General features: G+C 42.8%; 14 protein-coding genes. 8 read left to right on the forward strand and 6 right to left on the reverse strand.

The window, feature by feature from the left end; all coding sequences use genetic code 11:
• The first annotated feature begins 27 nt into the window (after positions 1–27).
• The 6 genes from EIP89_RS08410 (at position 28) to EIP89_RS08435 (ending at position 8,386) form a co-directional block, all read left to right on the forward strand.
• On the forward strand, positions 28–1,119 hold the full coding sequence (locus EIP89_RS08410; RefSeq protein WP_124398236.1) for a glycosyltransferase: 1,092 nt from the start codon (positions 28–30) through the stop codon (positions 1,117–1,119).
• Positions 1,120–1,135: 16 nt separating this feature from the next.
• The gene (locus EIP89_RS08415; RefSeq protein ID WP_218019356.1) at positions 1,136–2,305 is read left to right on the forward strand and encodes a sensor histidine kinase; all 1,170 of its coding nucleotides are present in this window, start codon (positions 1,136–1,138) and stop codon (positions 2,303–2,305) included.
• 60 nt (positions 2,306–2,365) lie between these two features.
• Positions 2,366–6,148: a type II CRISPR RNA-guided endonuclease Cas9 gene (cas9, locus tag EIP89_RS08420; RefSeq protein WP_124398237.1), complete on the forward strand. Its 3,783-nt coding sequence runs from the start codon at positions 2,366–2,368 to the stop codon at positions 6,146–6,148.
• Positions 6,149–6,366: 218 nt separating this feature from the next.
• Positions 6,367–7,107, forward strand: a complete 741-nt coding sequence (locus tag EIP89_RS08425; protein ID WP_371851066.1) for a phage portal protein family protein — start codon at positions 6,367–6,369, stop codon at positions 7,105–7,107.
• A complete protein-coding gene (locus tag EIP89_RS08430; RefSeq protein WP_124398239.1) occupies positions 7,082–7,402 on the forward strand; it encodes a hypothetical protein in 321 nt (106 codons plus the stop codon). The genes EIP89_RS08425 and EIP89_RS08430 overlap by 26 nt, the downstream gene beginning before the upstream one ends.
• A gap of 12 nt (positions 7,403–7,414) precedes the next feature.
• A complete protein-coding gene (locus tag EIP89_RS08435; protein ID WP_124398240.1) occupies positions 7,415–8,386 on the forward strand; it encodes a phage minor head protein in 972 nt (323 codons plus the stop codon).
• 605 nt (positions 8,387–8,991) lie between these two features.
• On the opposite strand, the gene cas2 is transcribed toward EIP89_RS08435, so the two are convergent.
• The 4 genes from cas2 to EIP89_RS08455 form a co-directional block, all read right to left on the reverse strand.
• Positions 8,992–9,339, reverse strand: coding sequence for a CRISPR-associated endonuclease Cas2 (gene cas2, locus EIP89_RS08440; RefSeq protein ID WP_124398241.1), 348 nt, complete (start codon positions 9,337–9,339; stop codon positions 8,992–8,994).
• Between the two features lie 4 nt (positions 9,340–9,343).
• On the reverse strand, positions 9,344–10,246 hold the full coding sequence (cas1, locus tag EIP89_RS08445) for a type II CRISPR-associated endonuclease Cas1 (RefSeq protein ID WP_124398242.1): 903 nt from the start codon (positions 10,244–10,246) through the stop codon (positions 9,344–9,346).
• Between the two features lie 162 nt (positions 10,247–10,408).
• The gene (locus EIP89_RS08450; protein ID WP_124398243.1) at positions 10,409–12,817 is read right to left on the reverse strand and encodes an LruC domain-containing protein; all 2,409 of its coding nucleotides are present in this window, start codon (positions 12,815–12,817) and stop codon (positions 10,409–10,411) included.
• 12 nt (positions 12,818–12,829) lie between these two features.
• Entirely contained in the window at positions 12,830–13,189 is a 360-nt protein-coding gene (locus EIP89_RS08455; protein ID WP_124398244.1) for a hypothetical protein, read from the reverse strand.
• Positions 13,190–13,576: 387 nt separating this feature from the next.
• Between EIP89_RS08455 and EIP89_RS08460 the strand changes: the two genes are divergently transcribed.
• Positions 13,577–15,031, forward strand: a complete 1,455-nt coding sequence (locus EIP89_RS08460; RefSeq protein ID WP_124398245.1) for a lipopolysaccharide biosynthesis protein — start codon at positions 13,577–13,579, stop codon at positions 15,029–15,031.
• Positions 15,028–15,468, forward strand: coding sequence for a dUTP diphosphatase (gene dut, locus EIP89_RS08465; protein WP_124398246.1), 441 nt, complete (start codon positions 15,028–15,030; stop codon positions 15,466–15,468). The genes EIP89_RS08460 and dut overlap by 4 nt, the downstream gene beginning before the upstream one ends.
• Before the next feature lie 2 nt (positions 15,469–15,470).
• On the opposite strand, the gene EIP89_RS08470 is transcribed toward dut, so the two are convergent.
• The gene (locus tag EIP89_RS08470; RefSeq protein WP_124398247.1) at positions 15,471–16,718 is read right to left on the reverse strand and encodes an ABC transporter permease; all 1,248 of its coding nucleotides are present in this window, start codon (positions 16,716–16,718) and stop codon (positions 15,471–15,473) included.
• Between the two features lie 12 nt (positions 16,719–16,730).
• Positions 16,731–17,492 carry a triose-phosphate isomerase gene (gene tpiA / locus EIP89_RS08475; protein ID WP_124398248.1) on the reverse strand — a complete coding sequence of 254 codons (762 nt, stop codon included), beginning with the start codon at positions 17,490–17,492 and terminating at the stop codon, positions 16,731–16,733.
• Positions 17,493–17,765 lie beyond the last annotated feature (273 nt).

The following is a 17,765-nucleotide window of genomic DNA, read 5'->3' on the forward strand; positions in this document are numbered from 1 at the left end:
TTTTTTGTGAATTACTACTTTTAGCTCGTGGAATGGGTCATACTTTCCATCACAAGTATTTCATTTGGTTGGTATCTGTACCTCTTTTATAATGGTAGTAACTACCTAAAAAACAGAGATATAGATAGCCAACATTTCTTTATAAACAGCACAAAGGTAACCATCGTCATTCCATTTCGCGATGCCACGGAAGAATTGCTCCTGTGGCTCAATGCCTTTGAAAAAGTGAAGTATGCTGAAAATGCCGAGATACTACTCATTAACGACGGCTCTGTAAACAGCCTTTTAAAGCTGCGCAAGCGAATACCCCTTTACCCCAATGTGCGCCTAATAGACCGCAGCCATCAAGGCAAGAAAAAAGCAATTGAGGTAGGTGTAAACCTTGCTTCACACGACATCATTATCTGTACGGATGCCGATACAGTGCCTCAACAAAACTGGATAGCCGGCATTTTGGCCTGCTTCACCTCAGATCAAGTGCAAATGGTCTGCGGTAGGGTGATTCCTTCCGGAGGATATTGGCTGGCTCAAATCGACTTTTTAGCGCTAATGGCAGCCAGTGAAGTGCTGATTAAAAAGAAGCTACCAGTAATGTGCTCGGGCAGCCATATGGCATTTCGCAAGTCAGCTTTTAAAGCTGTAGAAGGTTACACAGGTTATTTGCACTTTAAATCAGGCGACGATGTCATTTTGCTCCACAAGATCAAAAATCACTTCGGCAGCCAAAGCATAGGATTTAACGACTTTACACAAGCAAGTGTGCAAACACCTATGCCCGATACGGTTGGTCGGTTTTTGAGTCAGCGACAGCGCTGGGGTGGCAAGGCGGTTTTTTATCGCGATGGTTTATCGATTAGCCTCGCCGTGGTAGTTTTGATATGCGCCCTGATGACCTATGGCAGCTTTCCAGTGTTTTGGCACAATGCATGGGCATTGGGCATTTCAGTAATTCTGATTGCTGCTAAGATTCTGACCGATGTTGTACTGATTAAGTCGTATGCCAACGAAATGAGCGTTCCAGTCAAAAGCACTCAACTCGCTCTGGCTGTATTGCTCTATCCGGCGTATATTGCGATAGTATTTATGCGGATTCTAGTGAATCCGAATCCGAGATGGTAATAAATTCGACGATCTCTTGAAACGCATTTTAGCTTCCCGCCCTTCTTATACACATTTCTACGCCCGTAAAAACTTCTGGAAAGTCCTCTTGCTCGCATTTATGCTACTGATTGGAGGGGCAACTCTGTACTACACCGAAAATTTGGCCGGCGCCCTGCGCGAAGAAGAGCGCAAGAAGGTAGAACTCTGGGCTGAAGCCATCAACGTAGCTGCCTATGCCGAACCCGGCGAAGACCTCAATCTGGCCAATAAAATCATGGTGACAAACACCACCATACCCATTATACTAGCCGATCAAAACGACAGCATCATAAGCTACAACAATCTGTCAGAACACCAGTTGCGCCACCTGCCCGAAACGCTGCAAAAGATGAAACTCAAGGGCAATCGCATCGCCATCGATCTGGGCGATGGACTGGTGAATGTGCTCTACTACGACGAATCGAAACTGCTCACCCAACTGCGCATTTACCCGCGTATATTGCTCGGCGTCATCGGCTCTTTCATGTTGCTGGCCTATGTGGCCTTCAGCAGCGCCCGCAAGGCCGAACAAGACCGCGTATGGACCGGCTTAGCCAAAGAAACTGCCCACCAAATCGGCACACCGCTCAGCTCACTGCTTGGCTGGCTCGAGATACTCAAAATGGGTGAACTCGACCCACAGATGGTCGAGGAGATGCAAAAAGACCTCGACCGCCTACAGAAAATCACCGGCCGATTCTCTAAAATCGGCAGTCAACCCACCCTCGAAGAAGGCGACCTCCGCACCGTAATCGAAAGCAGTACCCTATACCTCAAAGCCCGCATCCCACGCCGGGTGCACATTCTGCTACAGTTGCCCGACGAACCCGTGGTGCTTCGCTTTAATCCTCTGCTTATGGAGTGGGTTCTCGAAAACCTCATCCGCAATGCCCTCGACGCCATCGAAGGCGAAGGCACCATCACCATTACCCTGAGTAAAAACGACAAACGCGTAGAACTCGCTGTAGCCGACACCGGCCGAGGCATACCGCGCCATCTGCACAAAACCATCTTTCGCCCCGGCTACACCACCAAAAACCGCGGCTGGGGTCTCGGCCTTTCCCTCGCCCGCCGAATCATCACTGACTACCACGACGGCAAAATCTTCGTCGCTCAATCCGAGCCGGGCAAAGGAGCTATGTTCAAAGTGGTGCTGCCGGTTTAATCATTTTTAAAGACATTTCATTATTTTAAAATAATTTTAATTTTGTGAAAATATCAACTTATGAGCTGTAAAAAAATTTTAGGTCTTGATTTAGGTGTAAGTTCCATTGGATGGGCTTTAATAAAAGAAGAAAACGAGAAGCCAAATGAAATCATTGGAATGGGAGTTAGAATTATTCCGCTAGACAAAGATGAAAGTGATGAATTTTCATCCGGTAATAAAATTACCAAAAATCAAAATCGAACATCAAAACGTACAGCTCGTAAAGGTTATTACCGCTACGTTTTAAGAAGAACGGCATTAACAGCTGAATTAAAAAAGCACAACATGTTTGATGAACAGCTTTTTAAAATATCTCAACTTGAATTATGGGAGTTAAGAGCCAAAGCTGTTACAGAAAAAATTAGTTTAAAAGAATTAGGACGTGTATTATATCACCTCAACCAAAAACGTGGTTATAAATCTTCGCGCAGCGAAGAAAATGCAGATAAAAAAGATACTGATTATGTAGCAGAAGTTAAGAACAGATATCAATTATTAAAAGAGGAAGGAAAAACCATTGGGCAAAAGTTTTTTGAAGAACTTTCAAAAAACAAACATTACCGAACAAAGCAGCAAGTATTTCCCCGTGAAGCATACATAGAAGAATTTGATGCCATTATGCAAAAACAAAAGGAATTTTATACTGATGTTTTAACTGATGCATTGATCAATCATTTGAGAGATGATATCATATATTTTCAGCGAAAACTTAAATCACAAAAAGGATTAGTAAGTATTTGCGAATTTGAAGGATTTCATGTAAAAAATAAAGATGGTAAAGAAATATTTACAGGACCAAAGGTAGCACATCGAAGTAATCCATTATTCCAGGTTGAAAAAATATGGGAAACAATAAATAACATTTCTATTAAAGATAAAAGAAACAATGAATTTCCGATTAGCTTAGAACAAAAACAAAAAATCTTTGAATATCTTGACAACCACGAAAAGCTTAGCCAAACAGAACTTTTTAAAATACTTGAAATAAAAGATAAAAGCGGATGGTTTGGCAATAAAATGTTAAGTAAAGGTTTGCAAGGTAATCTCACTAAAATTGCCATAAAAAATGCTTTAAACAATGATGAATTAGCTAAAAAGTGGCTAACTTTTAATTTAAACATTCAACCAACCGGAAGCAAAACATATCAATATAATCCCAATACCGGAGAAGTAATTAAAGAAATAGAAGCAAAAATAGTTTCCGAAAAATGCATTAATGAGCCCCTTTATCAATTGTGGCACACCATTTATTCCATATCCGATATTGAAGAATGTAAAAATGCACTAATTAAAAAATTTGGTTTTGATAATGCGACTGCCGAACGCCTTGCTAAAATAGATTTTACAAAACAATCCTATGGCAATAAATCGCTTAAAGCCATACGTAAAATTTTACCTTATTTAATGGATGGTTTTAAATATAGCGATGCTGCATCTATTGCAGGTTATAATCATTCCAACTCACTTACCAAAGACCAAGTTCTAGCTCGTCAATTATTGGATAAAATTCCATTGCTTCAAAAAAATTCGCTACGCCAACCGGTGGTTGAAAAAATACTCAACCAAATGATTCATATTGTAAACGATATAATTGACGAAAAACGCGGTTGGGTAACAAAAGAAGAAAGAGAAAAAGGACTGTTTGAAATTAGAATAGAACTTGCACGCGAATTAAAACAAAGCAAAGAAGAACGAAACGAAACCTTTAAAAACATTAATAAAATAGAAAGAGAAAACAAAGAAATTGAAAAACGCTTGCAAGAATTAGGACTAAGAGCCACACGAAAAAACATCATCAAGTATCGCTTATTTAACGAAATAAATGGAGAGGATAAAAAAGTAAATGCCATGTGCATTTATACCGGTAAAACATTCTCATTGACTGATGCTTTAAAGGGTAATGAAATAGATGTAGAGCATATCATTCCAAAATCATTACTTTTTGACGACTCGCAAAGCAACAAAACACTCACCTTTCGATGGATAAACCAGGAAAAAGGCGACCGCACAGCTTATGATTACATGGCCTCAAAAGGCGAAGCGGCATTAAATGAATACATCGAACGAGTGAACAAACTTTTTAAGGATGGTATTATTAAAAAAGCAAAGCATGATAAACTATTAATGCCGGGCGATAAAATACCCAAAGATTTTATTGAACGCCAATTACGTGAATCGCAATACATAGCCCGTAAATCAAGGGAGATTTTGACACAAGTTGCCAAAAATGTATGGAGCACATCAGGTAGCGTAACCGAATATATGCGCAGATTATGGGGATGGGACGATGTATTGATGAATTTGCAAATGCAACGGGTTAAAGAAATTATTCCCGACCCTTTAGCAGAAGGCATTACAGAAATTGTAGAATGGGAAACCCACGATGGGCAAAAACATCAAAAAGAAGTAATTAAAGATTGGACGAAACGCGATGACCATCGCCACCATGCCATTGATGCCCTAACGATAGCTTGTACAAAACAAGGTTATATTCAGCGTATAAATACATTAAGCGCCAAAGCTACACGCGATGAATTATATAAAGCAGTGAGCGAACGAAAAGAAGAATTTCGAGAATCCTTATCATTGTTAGACAAATATTTTATCAGTCAACGGCCATTTACTACAAAAGAGGTTGAAAACAAAGCCGCAGAAATTATTGTATCATTTAAACCCGGAAAAAAAGTAGCCACCTGGGGCAAACGATTTATCAAGAAAAACGGCAAACGAATCAAAGTACAAGACCATATACTTGTACCACGTGGCCCCTTAAGCGAAGAAAGTGTGTATGGAAAAATTAAAACCATTGAAAAAAACAAACCGGTAAAATACCTCTTTGAAAATCCTCATCTCATCTTTAAACCTTACATAAAAGAATTAGTTGAAAAGCGATTAGCAGAACACGAAGGCGATACCAAAAAGGCATTGGGCTCACTAAAAAAAGATCCTATCTATCTAGACGAAAACAAAACGATACCCTTGCAATATGGCACTTGCTATAAAGAGGAGTATGTATTGAAATATCCTTTAGGATATGGTCAAGGTTATCTATTTAGCGGGAAAGAAGATGATAAGAAAGCATTAAAAGTTATAGAATCAATAGTTGATAAAAAAGTAAAACAAATTGTCAAAGAAAGAATATTCCCAAATAATAAATTTGTTCCAATAAAAGATTCTTTAAATAATTTAGAAAAGAATCCAATTTATTACGATATTCTAAAGAAGATACCAATAAAAACTGTAAGATGTTTTACCGGCCTATCAGCGGTTGAACCGGTTAAATATAATAATGATGGCCAACCTATTGCCTTTGTAAAACCCGGCAATAACCACCATATTGCCATTTACGAAGATGAGCATGGCAATAAAATACCCCACTTGTGCACCTTTTGGCATGCGGTAGAAAGAAAAAAATACGGAATTCCGGTAATAATTGAAAATCCAAAAGAAGTATGGGATAAAATTTTAAACGATAAAGAAAAATATCCGCAAAGCTTTCTGGAAAAATTGCCGGGAGATAAATGGAAAATTCATCAATATTTTCAAACCAATGAAATTTTCTTTATACCTAATGCAGAGAAAAATTTGAAGTATAGCGATTGTCTTTACAGATTGCAAAAAATGAGTATTATAGGTAATCAAATTAACTTATGGTTTAGACAAATTTTTGAAACACAAATTAAAGACGATAAATTATCTAGTAAATCCCTGCGATTCTACAACGTTCAAAGCATCGGTGCTTTGGAAAAATTAAAATTGCAAAAAATAAGGGTAGATAGACTTGGATGTATAATAAAATAAAAAAGGGTGAGTTACCCCACCCTGTCTGTTTACACAACGGTCATTTAAGACCTTATTGTGATTTGCTTCTTCGCAAAGGTACAATTTTTTTTAAATCGACAAAGGCGCATGGGAGAAATATTCACCCATACTCCTATGTTGAAAAATGTAATTTCATAGTACTACTGCGATTTGCTTTCAATTTTTAATATTTTTAGGTTTTTGACATCCTCAACCGCCTGGCCCCCACCATACTGTTTAAAAAAATTATGATGCTGCTGTGGGCCGAATTTGGCGAGCGCTTCGGCATGCCCCTGGCCAAGGCCCGCACCAATACACGCGACCTTAACGCCGTCATCAAGCTCGAAAACTTCCTCCGCCAGATGGCCTCTAAAAGCTACGCCATCATCGACAATGCCGAAGACCTCGAATTTATAGAAAGCGTAAAGAGCGACAGCTACAATGTGTTCGACAAGATGATCGAGCGATGCAACAGCGAAATGAGCAAAGCCATCCGCCTGCAAACCCTCACCGGCGATGCCGGCAACCGCGGAGCCCGATCCCTGGGCGAGGTGCACCTGCTGGCCGATGAAGACGTGGCCGAATACAACCGCGACTACATCAGCGACCTGATCAACGAAACCCTGCTGCCCCAACTGGCGCAGCACGGCTTCGCCACCGAAGGGCGATACTTTCAATACGTCATCGCCAAGCAGGTGAGCGATGAGCAACACCGGCAGGATGTATGGCTCGACCAACACTTTGAAATAGACCCAGAGTTCTGGGCCGAGCGCTATGGCGTGCCCATCAGAGGGCGCAGGCAGCAGCCGGGGGCGCTGCCCGCCAATGATGTGCCGGATGCCAACGACCGCCAAATGATGGGCGCGGCTTCCATCCTGAAGCTACATGCCGACCTGCACCAATTATACCACCAACCCCACCACCACTGCACCGATGGCCAAGGATGCACTCACCGATAAACAATGGAATGCGCTGGTGGAGCGTTTGGCGCACCGGTTGTGGCAAAAGCGCCACAAAGGGCTTATTGACCCGGCCACCACCCGCGCCCACGCCCAAAAGCTCATGGAAGCCGTGCAGCAAGGGCTGGGCTATGGCTATGCCGATGACCTCAGCCCCAGGCAGGCGCAAACCCTCACCGAGTTGCAACGCAACGTGTACCATTTCAGTGGCGCCAAAAACTGGCACCAACTGCGCGAAATGAGCGCCCTGCTTACCGGTGAGGGCAAAGCCCGGTCGTTTAACGAGTTTTTATAAGGCGTAAAAGAAATTGATGCCACCTACAATCAAAACTACCTGCGTGCCGAATACAACCACGCCATCGCCAGCGCGCAGATGACCGCCAAGTGGCAACAGATGGAAGCCAATGCCCATGCCCTGCCCTATCTGGAATACGTGGCCGTGATGGACGGGCGCACCCGCGAAGAGCACCGCAAGCTGCACCACATCGTGCGCCACATCAGCGACCCCTTCTGGCGCACCTGGTACCCGCCCAACGGCTGGAACTGCCGCTGCAGCGTGCTGCAGTTGGACGAAGACGAAGCCGCAGGCCGACACACCCAACCACTACCCACAGAAATGCCCCCCATACAGCCCATGTTTCGCACCAACGTGGGCATCAACCCCATGGTGTATAGCCACAAGCACCCCTATTTTGCCACCATTCCTGCTACGGTGTTGGCAAAAATTCTGGAGGCTTCGGGCGAGTTGCAAAAGTTCAACCCGGAAAGGCTGGGTGTTTTGCTGCTTGACAGATCTAAGCAGTTTACCCCGCTCGATGTTCCCGGAAGGCGAGGTAAAGTGCTGTTGCACAAACTTGTCAATACCCATGCGAGCGACTATGAAGATGTGTTAGCCGAGGCAATGTTTAAAGCATCACAAGGCAATACCGTGGAGTTATTACCTGAACTAAATACAGAAGAAGTGGAAATTTTTTACAAAAAGGTTTTCCCTAACAGCAATCATCATGGCAAGCACCCTGACTACCGACTAAACTTTACTGACTATGCTGATTTAAAATGGCCCACAGGAAAAGGTAAAAACACTTTTAAGAACAACATTGGCAGCGCAGCTAAACAATGCGAACACGCTATTATTAAGTTGCGCCAAGTTCAAAGTTGGAAGCAACTAAAATCTGCCTGCCGCTTAAAAATGGAAAAAGATTACAAACACCTGCAATCCGTTGAAATAATTAACGGGCAATTGCGGAGAGTTTATACAAGAAAAAAGCTGGGCTTGTAAAAACCCAGCTTCAACATGGTGCCAAGCCTTAGGCTCGACTCCACGTTGCAAATATACGAACAAATTTTTTAAAAGTTCAAAACCCCAAAAAATATGCCCATTAAACACAGCGGGCTACCGCCCGAAAAATGGATAGCCGAAGCGGTTGTGATTTGCTTTCAATTTTTAATATTTTTGGGTCTTTGACATTACTATATCAAGTAAGTATTTTTTTTTTGCGTTGTGATTTGCTTTCAATTTTTAATATTTTTGGGTCTTTGACATTGTTCTTACATAACCTTTTCGTTTTTCATATGTTGTGATTTGCTTTCAATTTTTAATATTTTTGGGTCTTTGACATTACACCCGCCGGTACCATTTTATTTAACTATGTTGTGATTTGCTTTCAATTTTTAATATTTTTGGGTCTTTGACATTAACCTATTACGGATATTAAAATTACTTTTGTTGTGATTTGCTTTCAATTTTTAATATTTTTGGGTCTTTGACATTAGAACTCTATTTATAAAACTGATTATCAAAGACATGCGCTAAAAATAGGATTCAAAATCCGTCGCCATTTTGGCTTCGGATTTTGAATTTAACTAAAAAAATACCCTTCTAGATTAAAACAGTTCTAATTGGAGTTGTACCACCCTTTGCCCTGGATTTTTCTCTGCTTTTTTCTGGCCGAGTAAAAATTCCATCATTCCAAATTGCTTATCTGTAATTTCAAAAAGAATAATGTTTCCTTTTTCGGGCAAGATGTTTTTAACACGCTTCTTGTGTACCTCCAGGTTTTCGCGACTGGCACAATGCCTGGCATAGATGGAGTATTGAATCATCATAAAGCCATCCTTGAGCAGTTCTTTGCGGAAGAGGGAATATGCCTTTCGATCGGCTTTGGTATTGGTGGGCAAATCAAAATATACAAACAGCCACATGACTCGATAGGCATTTAGTCGGGTATTCATCTGATTACAACATTTCAGGATAGAGCATCTTGCGCGACTCTCCGCCAAAGCATGCAACCAAAGAAGCGGATGTGCGCTGTGTGGCAATCATCAGGGGGCTTTTCTGCCCGTCAATAAGGGTGTCGAGGGTGGGGATCACCAGCAATTCTTTTTTCAGAGCTGTGGTGAGCTGTTCAGGAATTTCGCGTAGTTGGGAGACAATGTTTAGCACGACCTGATCCACAAAAGGCCTGTAAGGTTCCATGACATCGTCGGCCAGACAAAAGGGATTGTATTTGTTGCGATGGTAGATGCCTACCATCAGCAGGCAGCCGCTGGCGCTCAGGCTTCGGGCGACTACTGCGCGCAATATGGCGTATCCGTAGTTGAGCAGGTTATTAGGCGGTGGGCCATTTCGATGGCGGTTGGCTTTGGTCTTTAGGTACTCAAAATACTTCTCCCAGTAGTAGGAAGCTGCTTTGGCCTCTACATTTCCTTTATCACCACTGGTCACTTCAGAGGCCCATCGATGCATAGGTGTGCTATCGATACCGATCGATGTGAGGAGGGCAGCCTGGTTGCGTATTTTTGAAACTACCGTCTGTTTCCACAAATTTTTCTTCAGTGGTTCGGAGGCTTCAAGCTGGTAGCGCACTTTTTCAGTAAAGGTGTTGTTCTGAGCTAAGGGCATCAACAGACCGGAGGGCATATGTTTCTCGTCGCAACAGAGGATGCAAGCATTGTTGTCAATTAAGGAGGCAATGACTGACTGAGTGACAGTGATTTGTTGGTTTTCGAGTATTACAAAACCAATGTCTTCAACAGGTACCTGATGCGTGGTACCTTGATTTTTTAAATCAATGATAAGCTGCCTATTTGAGATGTGGAGGTAGGCTGGTTGCGTGAAAAAGAGTGTTTTTTTAATCATGGCAAAAAAGTTATGAACAATATATGTTCATAAACTGAGCCATAATTGTTAATAAACATTGAACGACATTAAAATTGTTTGTGAAAACCGACTTTTTTGCAGTAACATAAAAAAAACCCCGCCCAAAAACAGGGCAGGGGTTTTTAAAAAGGGTTATGACAGTTAGTATATATTGGCCGGATTTCGGAAGCCGGTCTGGTTTTGGAACCAGTTGGGAAACTGTACTCCTCCGCTTTGTGCCCAAGGCACAAATTTCAAATGAGCGTCGATGATTTGTGCCTTCTCAATGGGATAGTCGAAACGCTCAACGATATTAATCGCCCAGGGTAGGTTGTTTTCAGTCACATAATATCGACCGTTTGATGGTATGGAGTTGTCATGACCGGTACCGAGCAATGCCTGGTTGGCCAGTGCTGTGGGGGCCATATTTGGCAGATGCACTTCGCGTCCACGGGTGAGGTTTACGAAGATAAAGGGATTGAAGTTTGCGATGTTTAGGTCGTTGTAGGTGTAGACTCCTATGGGGAAGGTGATCAGAATTCGGGTGGTATCCGGCTGCACATAGGGAGCGTTTGGAGTGGTGTTTACACCTATTCCTTGTCCGGGATGGGTCATGAGCTTATAGGTGTTGTCATATACGATGATGGTGGGCTTGTTTTGACCGGCTTCAAATCCATTGGACATTAGAGTGATGATGCCTTCGTGCAGCTTGCTGCCTGTGGCAGTTAGTTGGCTTACATTCAGTGCATTGGTATTAAACTGAAAGCCAAAACCATTGGAAAACCCTGCCCCAAATGCTCTGAGGACGAAAGTGGCTTCTACCTGAGTGACTTTGTTGTAGGCATCAGTGGTGATTTTGAAGCGGTAATCGATTACGGCATCGTTGAAGTCATAGTCACCCTTGAACGGCCAGAGATCTTCGAAGGCCAAGGTACCAAATCCAGCAGCCGGGTAAAAATTGTCAACCAACACATTGGCGATAAATGGCAAGGCTACTGAACCGGCAGTAGAGCTTTCAAAGCCGGCATTATCTAAGGCGCGGAAGGTAATGGTCACAGTCACAATACCATCTACAGGATCTACTTCTATGGGTTGTGTAGGTAATCCGTTAACCACAGGTACCGATACTCCGTTGGTGGGGAAGGTAGAGGCTGTGTACGTTGTGTTATTGATTTTTATAGCTGTGGCATTGGAGGGGAAGGAAGTGATTCGGATTGAGGTTACATTGCCGTCAGGATCGCTTGTCTGGAAATTATTTGGATTTACGGTCACAAAAACGCTTCCTCCGGGATTAGGCACTGCAGGTGCAGTAAAGGAACCGGTTGAAGGCAATTGCTGAATGCCGAAATTGGCGTTTTGTGTCAGGGAATTGGCAGTGATGGTAACAGCCAGCACACCATTAACTGTACCGTCGTTTCCGGTGCCGGTACCCAGATATTCTCCCGTATGCACCCAGCCTGCGGGCAGTGTAATGGCCCCCATCGGGCTGTTTACGGCAGTCTGGGTGGTACTGATGCGCACGGTGTAAGAGCCGGCTGGGTAATCAAAGAACGCATAAGATCCCGTAGTGAGATCCACGGGCTTTACGGCTACTACAATTCCACTGCTGTTTACTAGGTGAGCGTAAAGTTGTATGTTAGAAGGTTTTGCTATGGGTGTACCGTTTACAGTATTATCTGTCAAACCATTGATATCGTGGAATACCTTGCCTGATACACCTGGAATGGTTGGGTTTACGGGGTTATTGGCAAAGGTATTGTCTGAGAGACCAAAGAATTTCACATCAGCCTGATCCACACCGTTGAAGATACGAAGTCCATAGATGGGCTGAGAAGTACCAAACAATGTAATGGGCACCACGGTAAATGCCATTGCTTGATCAGGCACGTAGGGCATCGAATAGCCGGAGTTCCAGTCATAGCGCTCATATGCACCGCCCGAGCCGCAGCCAAAGCAAAGGGTATTACCGATTACATTGCCATTGATATCAAGTGCGCGAAGGCTAAAAGCTGAGTTCCCCCACCGCTCGGCTACAAGCATGTAGTCATCATTCGTATAGGCGTAGCCGAATACGATGTCAAAATCAGGAGTGGTACAGATGGGTGGCTGGGTATTACAAGGCAAATTTGTAGGGCTATCGTACCAAACCTTGCTGCGTATGTCGCCATCAAGTTGATAATTTTTTAGTGCAGTGCGAAATACATTGTTGGTAATGTTGTTATTGGCCAGAATATTTTGCCCTTTGTTCCAAACTCCTACGCCAGTAGTGGCATTGGTCAGATTCAGATTGCGGATCTGCACACCCTCGAAATTAAAGAAGGTCAATTGTATTGGTGTATTGTTAGAAGGTGATTTCTTTGCGTTCACTTCCACCAAATACACAGGGGTATTGCCTTGTACGGCGCCCGTAGCTTCAGTATTCTGAGTTATAATGGATGTATTGATTTTGTACTTAACTGACTGAATGGGACAGTAGTTATTGGTATTGTTTTTAGGATTTATGTTGATGGTAGTCTGTGCACTAACCATAAGTGAAGTCAATGCCATTGACAGGGAGAAGATCTTTTTCATTTGGGGGTAAGATTAAAAGTTGATTTTTTGGATTGGATTTTTTAAATCAGCTTTTTTGGTTACACCGTTGAGGGTAACCTCTACTTCCTTCATAAAGGCGGGTATTCCAAGGTCTACTTTATACGTTTCACCGGGTACGACAACCGCTCTGTGCAGGATTGTCTGCTCATGGCTGATTTCGACGATACCGACCTGATTTCCGGAGATTTCAAATTTAAAATCTCCATGAGTCTTCCAACTAAAATTGTCCGGCGCTTTCAAGTCGTTTATATCAGTGATCTGGGTCGGCGAAATCAAATCATCTTTTTTTTCCTTTTTACAAGCGATGGTCATCACACAAGCAGCAACAACCATCAGTATTAATTTTTTCATTTCAAGGGGTTGTTTGTAATCTTTTGAAATGTGTACAAAACATTTGTGCCAACACAACAGCTTTTACTTTAAACATTGATTACCAACTTTTTAACACTTGTATACACAATCATTTTTCTTCCCATTTCGGGAAAAAATTTCTAAATCAAAATAATTTTATTACATCAATTTCTTTCGTAATGGTTTTTTTTAATTACAGTTTTAATTCTAATCAGGTGTGATTTTCACGATGTAATAAGTGATTAGAAAAGGTACCTTTTTAGAGCATGACTGTATGCATCGACTTCTACTTTGATTTGAGGTACACTTTTGTTTTTCAAACACACCTTTTCGAAATGCACTACTGGTTCATTACTTTGGCCGGAGAATAAAGTCAGCTCAGATAAATTGTATTCCATTCGCACCTTAGCCGGTCAAACGGCCATTTATGGCCTGTCGTCGATCATCGGTCGCTTTGCTTATTTCTTGCTCACGCCATTGCACACAGCCGTACTGCAGCGAGCTGAGATGGGCATTAATACGGATATCTACTCTTGGATAGCGGTTTTTACCGTTGTTCTCACTTTAGGTATGGAAACGACTTATTTTCGGTTTTCCACCAAAGAGGGTTTGGACGAACAGGCAGTATTTCGCCAGACTTTTTGGTTTATGGCTGGGGCTGTTGGCGCTTTTGTGACGATTGTTTTGCTTTTGCAGAGTTCTATTTTGCGAGCTATGCGGTATGAGTCGCACCCTGAGTACTTGTGGCTCTTACTACTTATACTCTCGGGCGAGGTGCTGGCTACTTTACCTTATGCGCGTCTTCGTCAGCACAATAGGGCACTGCAGTTTGCTCTGATCAGACTTACTAATATTTTTGTAAACATCGGTTTAAACCTGTACTTTTTCCTCTTAACGCCTTTTTTAGCCGAAAGAGGAGTTCACTTACCTGCACCGAGCAATCCGGTCTTATCTATATTTATTGCCAATGGGGCTGCAGTCGTACTTCAGCTTTTGCTGCTTATTCCGGTATTGAGGCCAATTTTTGCTTTTGAAAAAAAGGGAATTGATCTTAAAAAGATGCTTATCTATGGACTTCCTGTCATGTTGGCAGGCCTACCAGGTATTGTAAATGAAGTTTTTGATCGTCAGTTGCTTAAATATCTATTGCCTGTAGAAACTTCTTTGGAACAAATGGGTGTGTATGCTGCCGTATTTCGCCTTTCGGTATTTATATCGCTGTTTATCCAGGCATTTCGATATGCTGCTGAACCTTTTTTCTTTAAAAATGCTGAAAACAAAAAAGCTCCTGAACTCTATGCACGAGTAATGGAGCTCTTTGTGTTGGTATCTGCAGGGGCAGTAGTGCTGCTGAGTGCCTTTTTACCAGTGGTGAAGTATTTCATTCACAGCAAGTTTTGGGACGGGCTGTACATCTTACCGCTACTTTTTGTGGCGCAAATGCTTCTCGGAGTAATTTTTAACCTGAACATTTGGTATAAAGTAACGGAAAAGACGTACTATGGAATTACCATTAGCCTATCGGGGGCCTTTGTGAATCTTTTGGTGAATGCTACTTTAATTCCTGTTTTAGGCATTATGGGGGCTGCTCTGGCCCTGCTGCTCTCGCATATAGTGATGGTGGTAGTTTCGTACCGGCTTAGTCGAAAACACTTCCCCATTCCTTACAGAGTTAATGCTATTTTGACACTGATCGTTACAGCTACCGCAGCTTCTTTTCTCTTGTTTCAGATAAATCATCTCATCGGAAAAGGCGTTGTATTTCTTCTTGCCTTTGTGCTCTTTTACCAAACTGAGAGAACGGAAATTCAAACCCTTATTAAATCTCTTTCAAAAAAATGAACGTCGTAAAAGTCTCTATCATCAACGATAGCACGAATGCATTGCCTGAATATCAGACCATTCACTCGGCCGGCATGGATCTGAGAGCCAATCTTTCAGAGAGCATCACCCTATTGCCCGGCGAGCGTCGATTGATACCCACTGGCCTCAAAATAGCCCTCCCCCACGGTTATGAAGCTCAGGTAAGGCCTCGTAGCGGCTTGGCACTGAAATACGGCATCACATGTCTGAACAGTCCAGGAACCATCGATGCTGACTATCGGGGCGAAATTGGAGTACTTCTCATAAATTTAGGACAAGAACCCTTTGAAATAAAACCTGGTGACCGCATCGCTCAACTGGTGGTAGCTCCCTACAGCCGTGTAGAATGGGCACAAGTGCTTGAACTGCCCACATCTGAAAGGGGTGAAGGCGGATTTGGCTCTACCGGCAAATAATTTTATTCGAACTTCAATACTTTTGCCGCCGGTATGGCTGAGATATATCTGGCTGGTAAGAGCAAGATTAAGAGACAAACAGCAAGTGTGCCGACATTCACTGACAATATCCAAACCGGTTCAAAGTGCACAGGAACGCTGTCGACAAAATAAGCCGTCTGATCCAGCTTAATGATTTTCCATTCTCGCTGCATCCACGCGTATCCGAGTGCTACCACATTGCCGATGAAAAGACCTCTGGTGAGAACGACGAAAGCTTTGTAAAGAAATATTTTGGTAATCAAAGCATTTTCGGCACCTAACGCCTTCAAAAGGCCAATCATTCGGGTGCGCTCTACGATCAATATCATAAGCGCACTGCTTAGATTAATGGCTGATACCACAACCATTACGATGATGATGATCAGGATGTTGATGTCAAACAAATCCATCCACTGAAACAGCTGCCTGAAGGCCATTTGCGCTGAAACAGCCTGCAAATCAAAGGGCAAGACTGCTGATAGCTCTGCAGCGACTTCCTCAGGCTTGCTACCCTCCTTAATAAACACTTCAAGAGCGCCCACCTCATCGGTTTCCCATCGATTAACAGAACGTATCACATCGATATCGACCCAGGCAAATTGTTTATCAACGTCTTCAACTCCCGATTCGTAAATGCCGGAGATATAGAGATAGCGCAAGAGCGGAGGTTTTGGCGCTTCGCGAATGAAGTGCACAGCTAACCGATCGCCCACTTTTACATCGAGCACTCGTGCGTGATGCGCCGATATCACCATGCTGTCGCTTTCACTGCCCTTGCGTTTTTGGAAAAATTTTCCGGCTGTGAGGTAAGAACCTAACCGATTGGCGTCGAAATGTTCGTCCAATCCTTTGAGTACACATCCGTCGAAGTAATTCGATGACTTCAGAATAGCCGTGCGATAGGCAGAGCTCTGAACGTGACGCACAGAAGGATGAGCCTTAATAGCGGAAAGCAATGCCTCATTCAGCACAATGCTCTCTGACTCAAGTAAGTCGGCATCGTCCACATACTTTTTAACCTGTATATGACCCCTGAAAGAGTAAATTTTGTTTTTAATCTCGTGCTGTAGGCCAGTACCGGTAACAATGGCAATAATCATTACCACACAACTCACCGCGACTGCGAAAGTAACTACCGCTATTACCGGTCCTGAAAAGCTGCGCCCGCTGCTGTCAGCATGGCGCAGCCTTCGACCTATCCAGAGCGGAAAAATCCAATTTCTAATCACCCGTTGTTTTACTTAGCTGGCTGCTTTGATGATGGAAAGAAATTCCTCAGGCTTTAGTGAAGCCCCACCTACTAAAGCTCCGTCGATATGAGGCATAGCAAGTAAGCTGGCAGCATTTGCTGCATTTACACTGCCACCGTACAATATTTGCATTTGCACACCGAGGTCATCGCCAAATCGCTTGCCTATTACGTCGCGGATGAAGGCATGCATTTCGTCGGCCTGTTCAGGTGTAGCAGTTTTACCTGTGCCTATAGCCCATACAGGTTCGTAGGCTATAGTGATTTTGGGCAATTTTTCTTCGGAAAGTTTATAGAGCACCGATGTAATTTGCTCTTCAACCACTTCGAAGTGATGGCCGCTTTCGCGGTCTTCAAGCGATTCACCTACGCAGTAGATAGGATAAATTTCGTGTTTTAAAACGACTTTGATCTTCTCTAGAGCGCTATCGTTGGTCTCGCCATAGTACTGTCGGCGCTCGCTATGTGCTATAATCACTTTTTTGACTCCCAACTCTTTAAGCATAAACACTGAAACTTCGCCCGTGTAGGCGCCATTGAGTTTGTCACTTACATTTTGTGCCGCCAAACAAATAGAGGTTCCTTTTAATTTCTTTTGAAAGTCAGATAAGTGCGTAAAGGGAGGAGCCACTGCCACTTGTGCTTTTGGGGTCATCTGCGAGAGCCCGACAAGTAAGGAATCTAGTGTTTTCAAACCCTCCGATACAGTTGTATTCATTTTCCAGTTGCCGGCGATGAGTTTGGGTCTTTTCATTATTGAAAAAATTTTCATGCAAGTATGGAAAAAATTCCCATATACACCAAGGTAATATTGCGCATATGCGTGCGTGTTTGTAAACATTTTTTACTTGGCAGGAAGCGAAACTGCTTTCATGACCTTAATAACAGGTGCTAAAAAAAAAGAAGCTGTCCTAAAAGAGGGCAGCTTTTTTTTATCAGTTTTTAAATGGTATTTAATGTTACAAAAAATGAATTAGACTTAAAGCAGGTTTTTGGTAGTGATATTTCAAAAAATTGATTTTTGAAG

This window comes from Thermaurantimonas aggregans, from assembly GCF_003851885.1.
Lineage (GTDB): Bacteria > Bacteroidota > Bacteroidia > Flavobacteriales > Schleiferiaceae > Thermaurantimonas > Thermaurantimonas aggregans.

Excerpts from the sequence above, each read along its gene's own strand:
- EIP89_RS08455 (WP_124398244.1), bottom strand. The coding sequence starts at position 13,189 with ATGAAAAAATTAATACTGATGGTTGTTGCTGCTTGTGTGATGACCATC.
- EIP89_RS08450 (WP_124398243.1), bottom strand. The coding sequence starts at position 12,817 with ATGAAAAAGATCTTCTCCCTGTCAATGGCATTGACTTCACTTATGGTT.
- dut (WP_124398246.1), top strand. The coding sequence starts at position 15,028 with ATGAACGTCGTAAAAGTCTCTATCATCAACGATAGCACGAATGCATTG.
- cas2 (WP_124398241.1), bottom strand. The coding sequence starts at position 9,339 with ATGAATACCCGACTAAATGCCTATCGAGTCATGTGGCTGTTTGTATAT.
- cas1 (WP_124398242.1), bottom strand. The coding sequence starts at position 10,246 with ATGATTAAAAAAACACTCTTTTTCACGCAACCAGCCTACCTCCACATC.
- EIP89_RS08430 (WP_124398239.1), top strand. The coding sequence starts at position 7,082 with ATGGCCAAGGATGCACTCACCGATAAACAATGGAATGCGCTGGTGGAG.
- tpiA (WP_124398248.1), bottom strand. The coding sequence starts at position 17,492 with ATGAAAAGACCCAAACTCATCGCCGGCAACTGGAAAATGAATACAACT.
- cas9 (WP_124398237.1), top strand. The coding sequence starts at position 2,366 with ATGAGCTGTAAAAAAATTTTAGGTCTTGATTTAGGTGTAAGTTCCATT.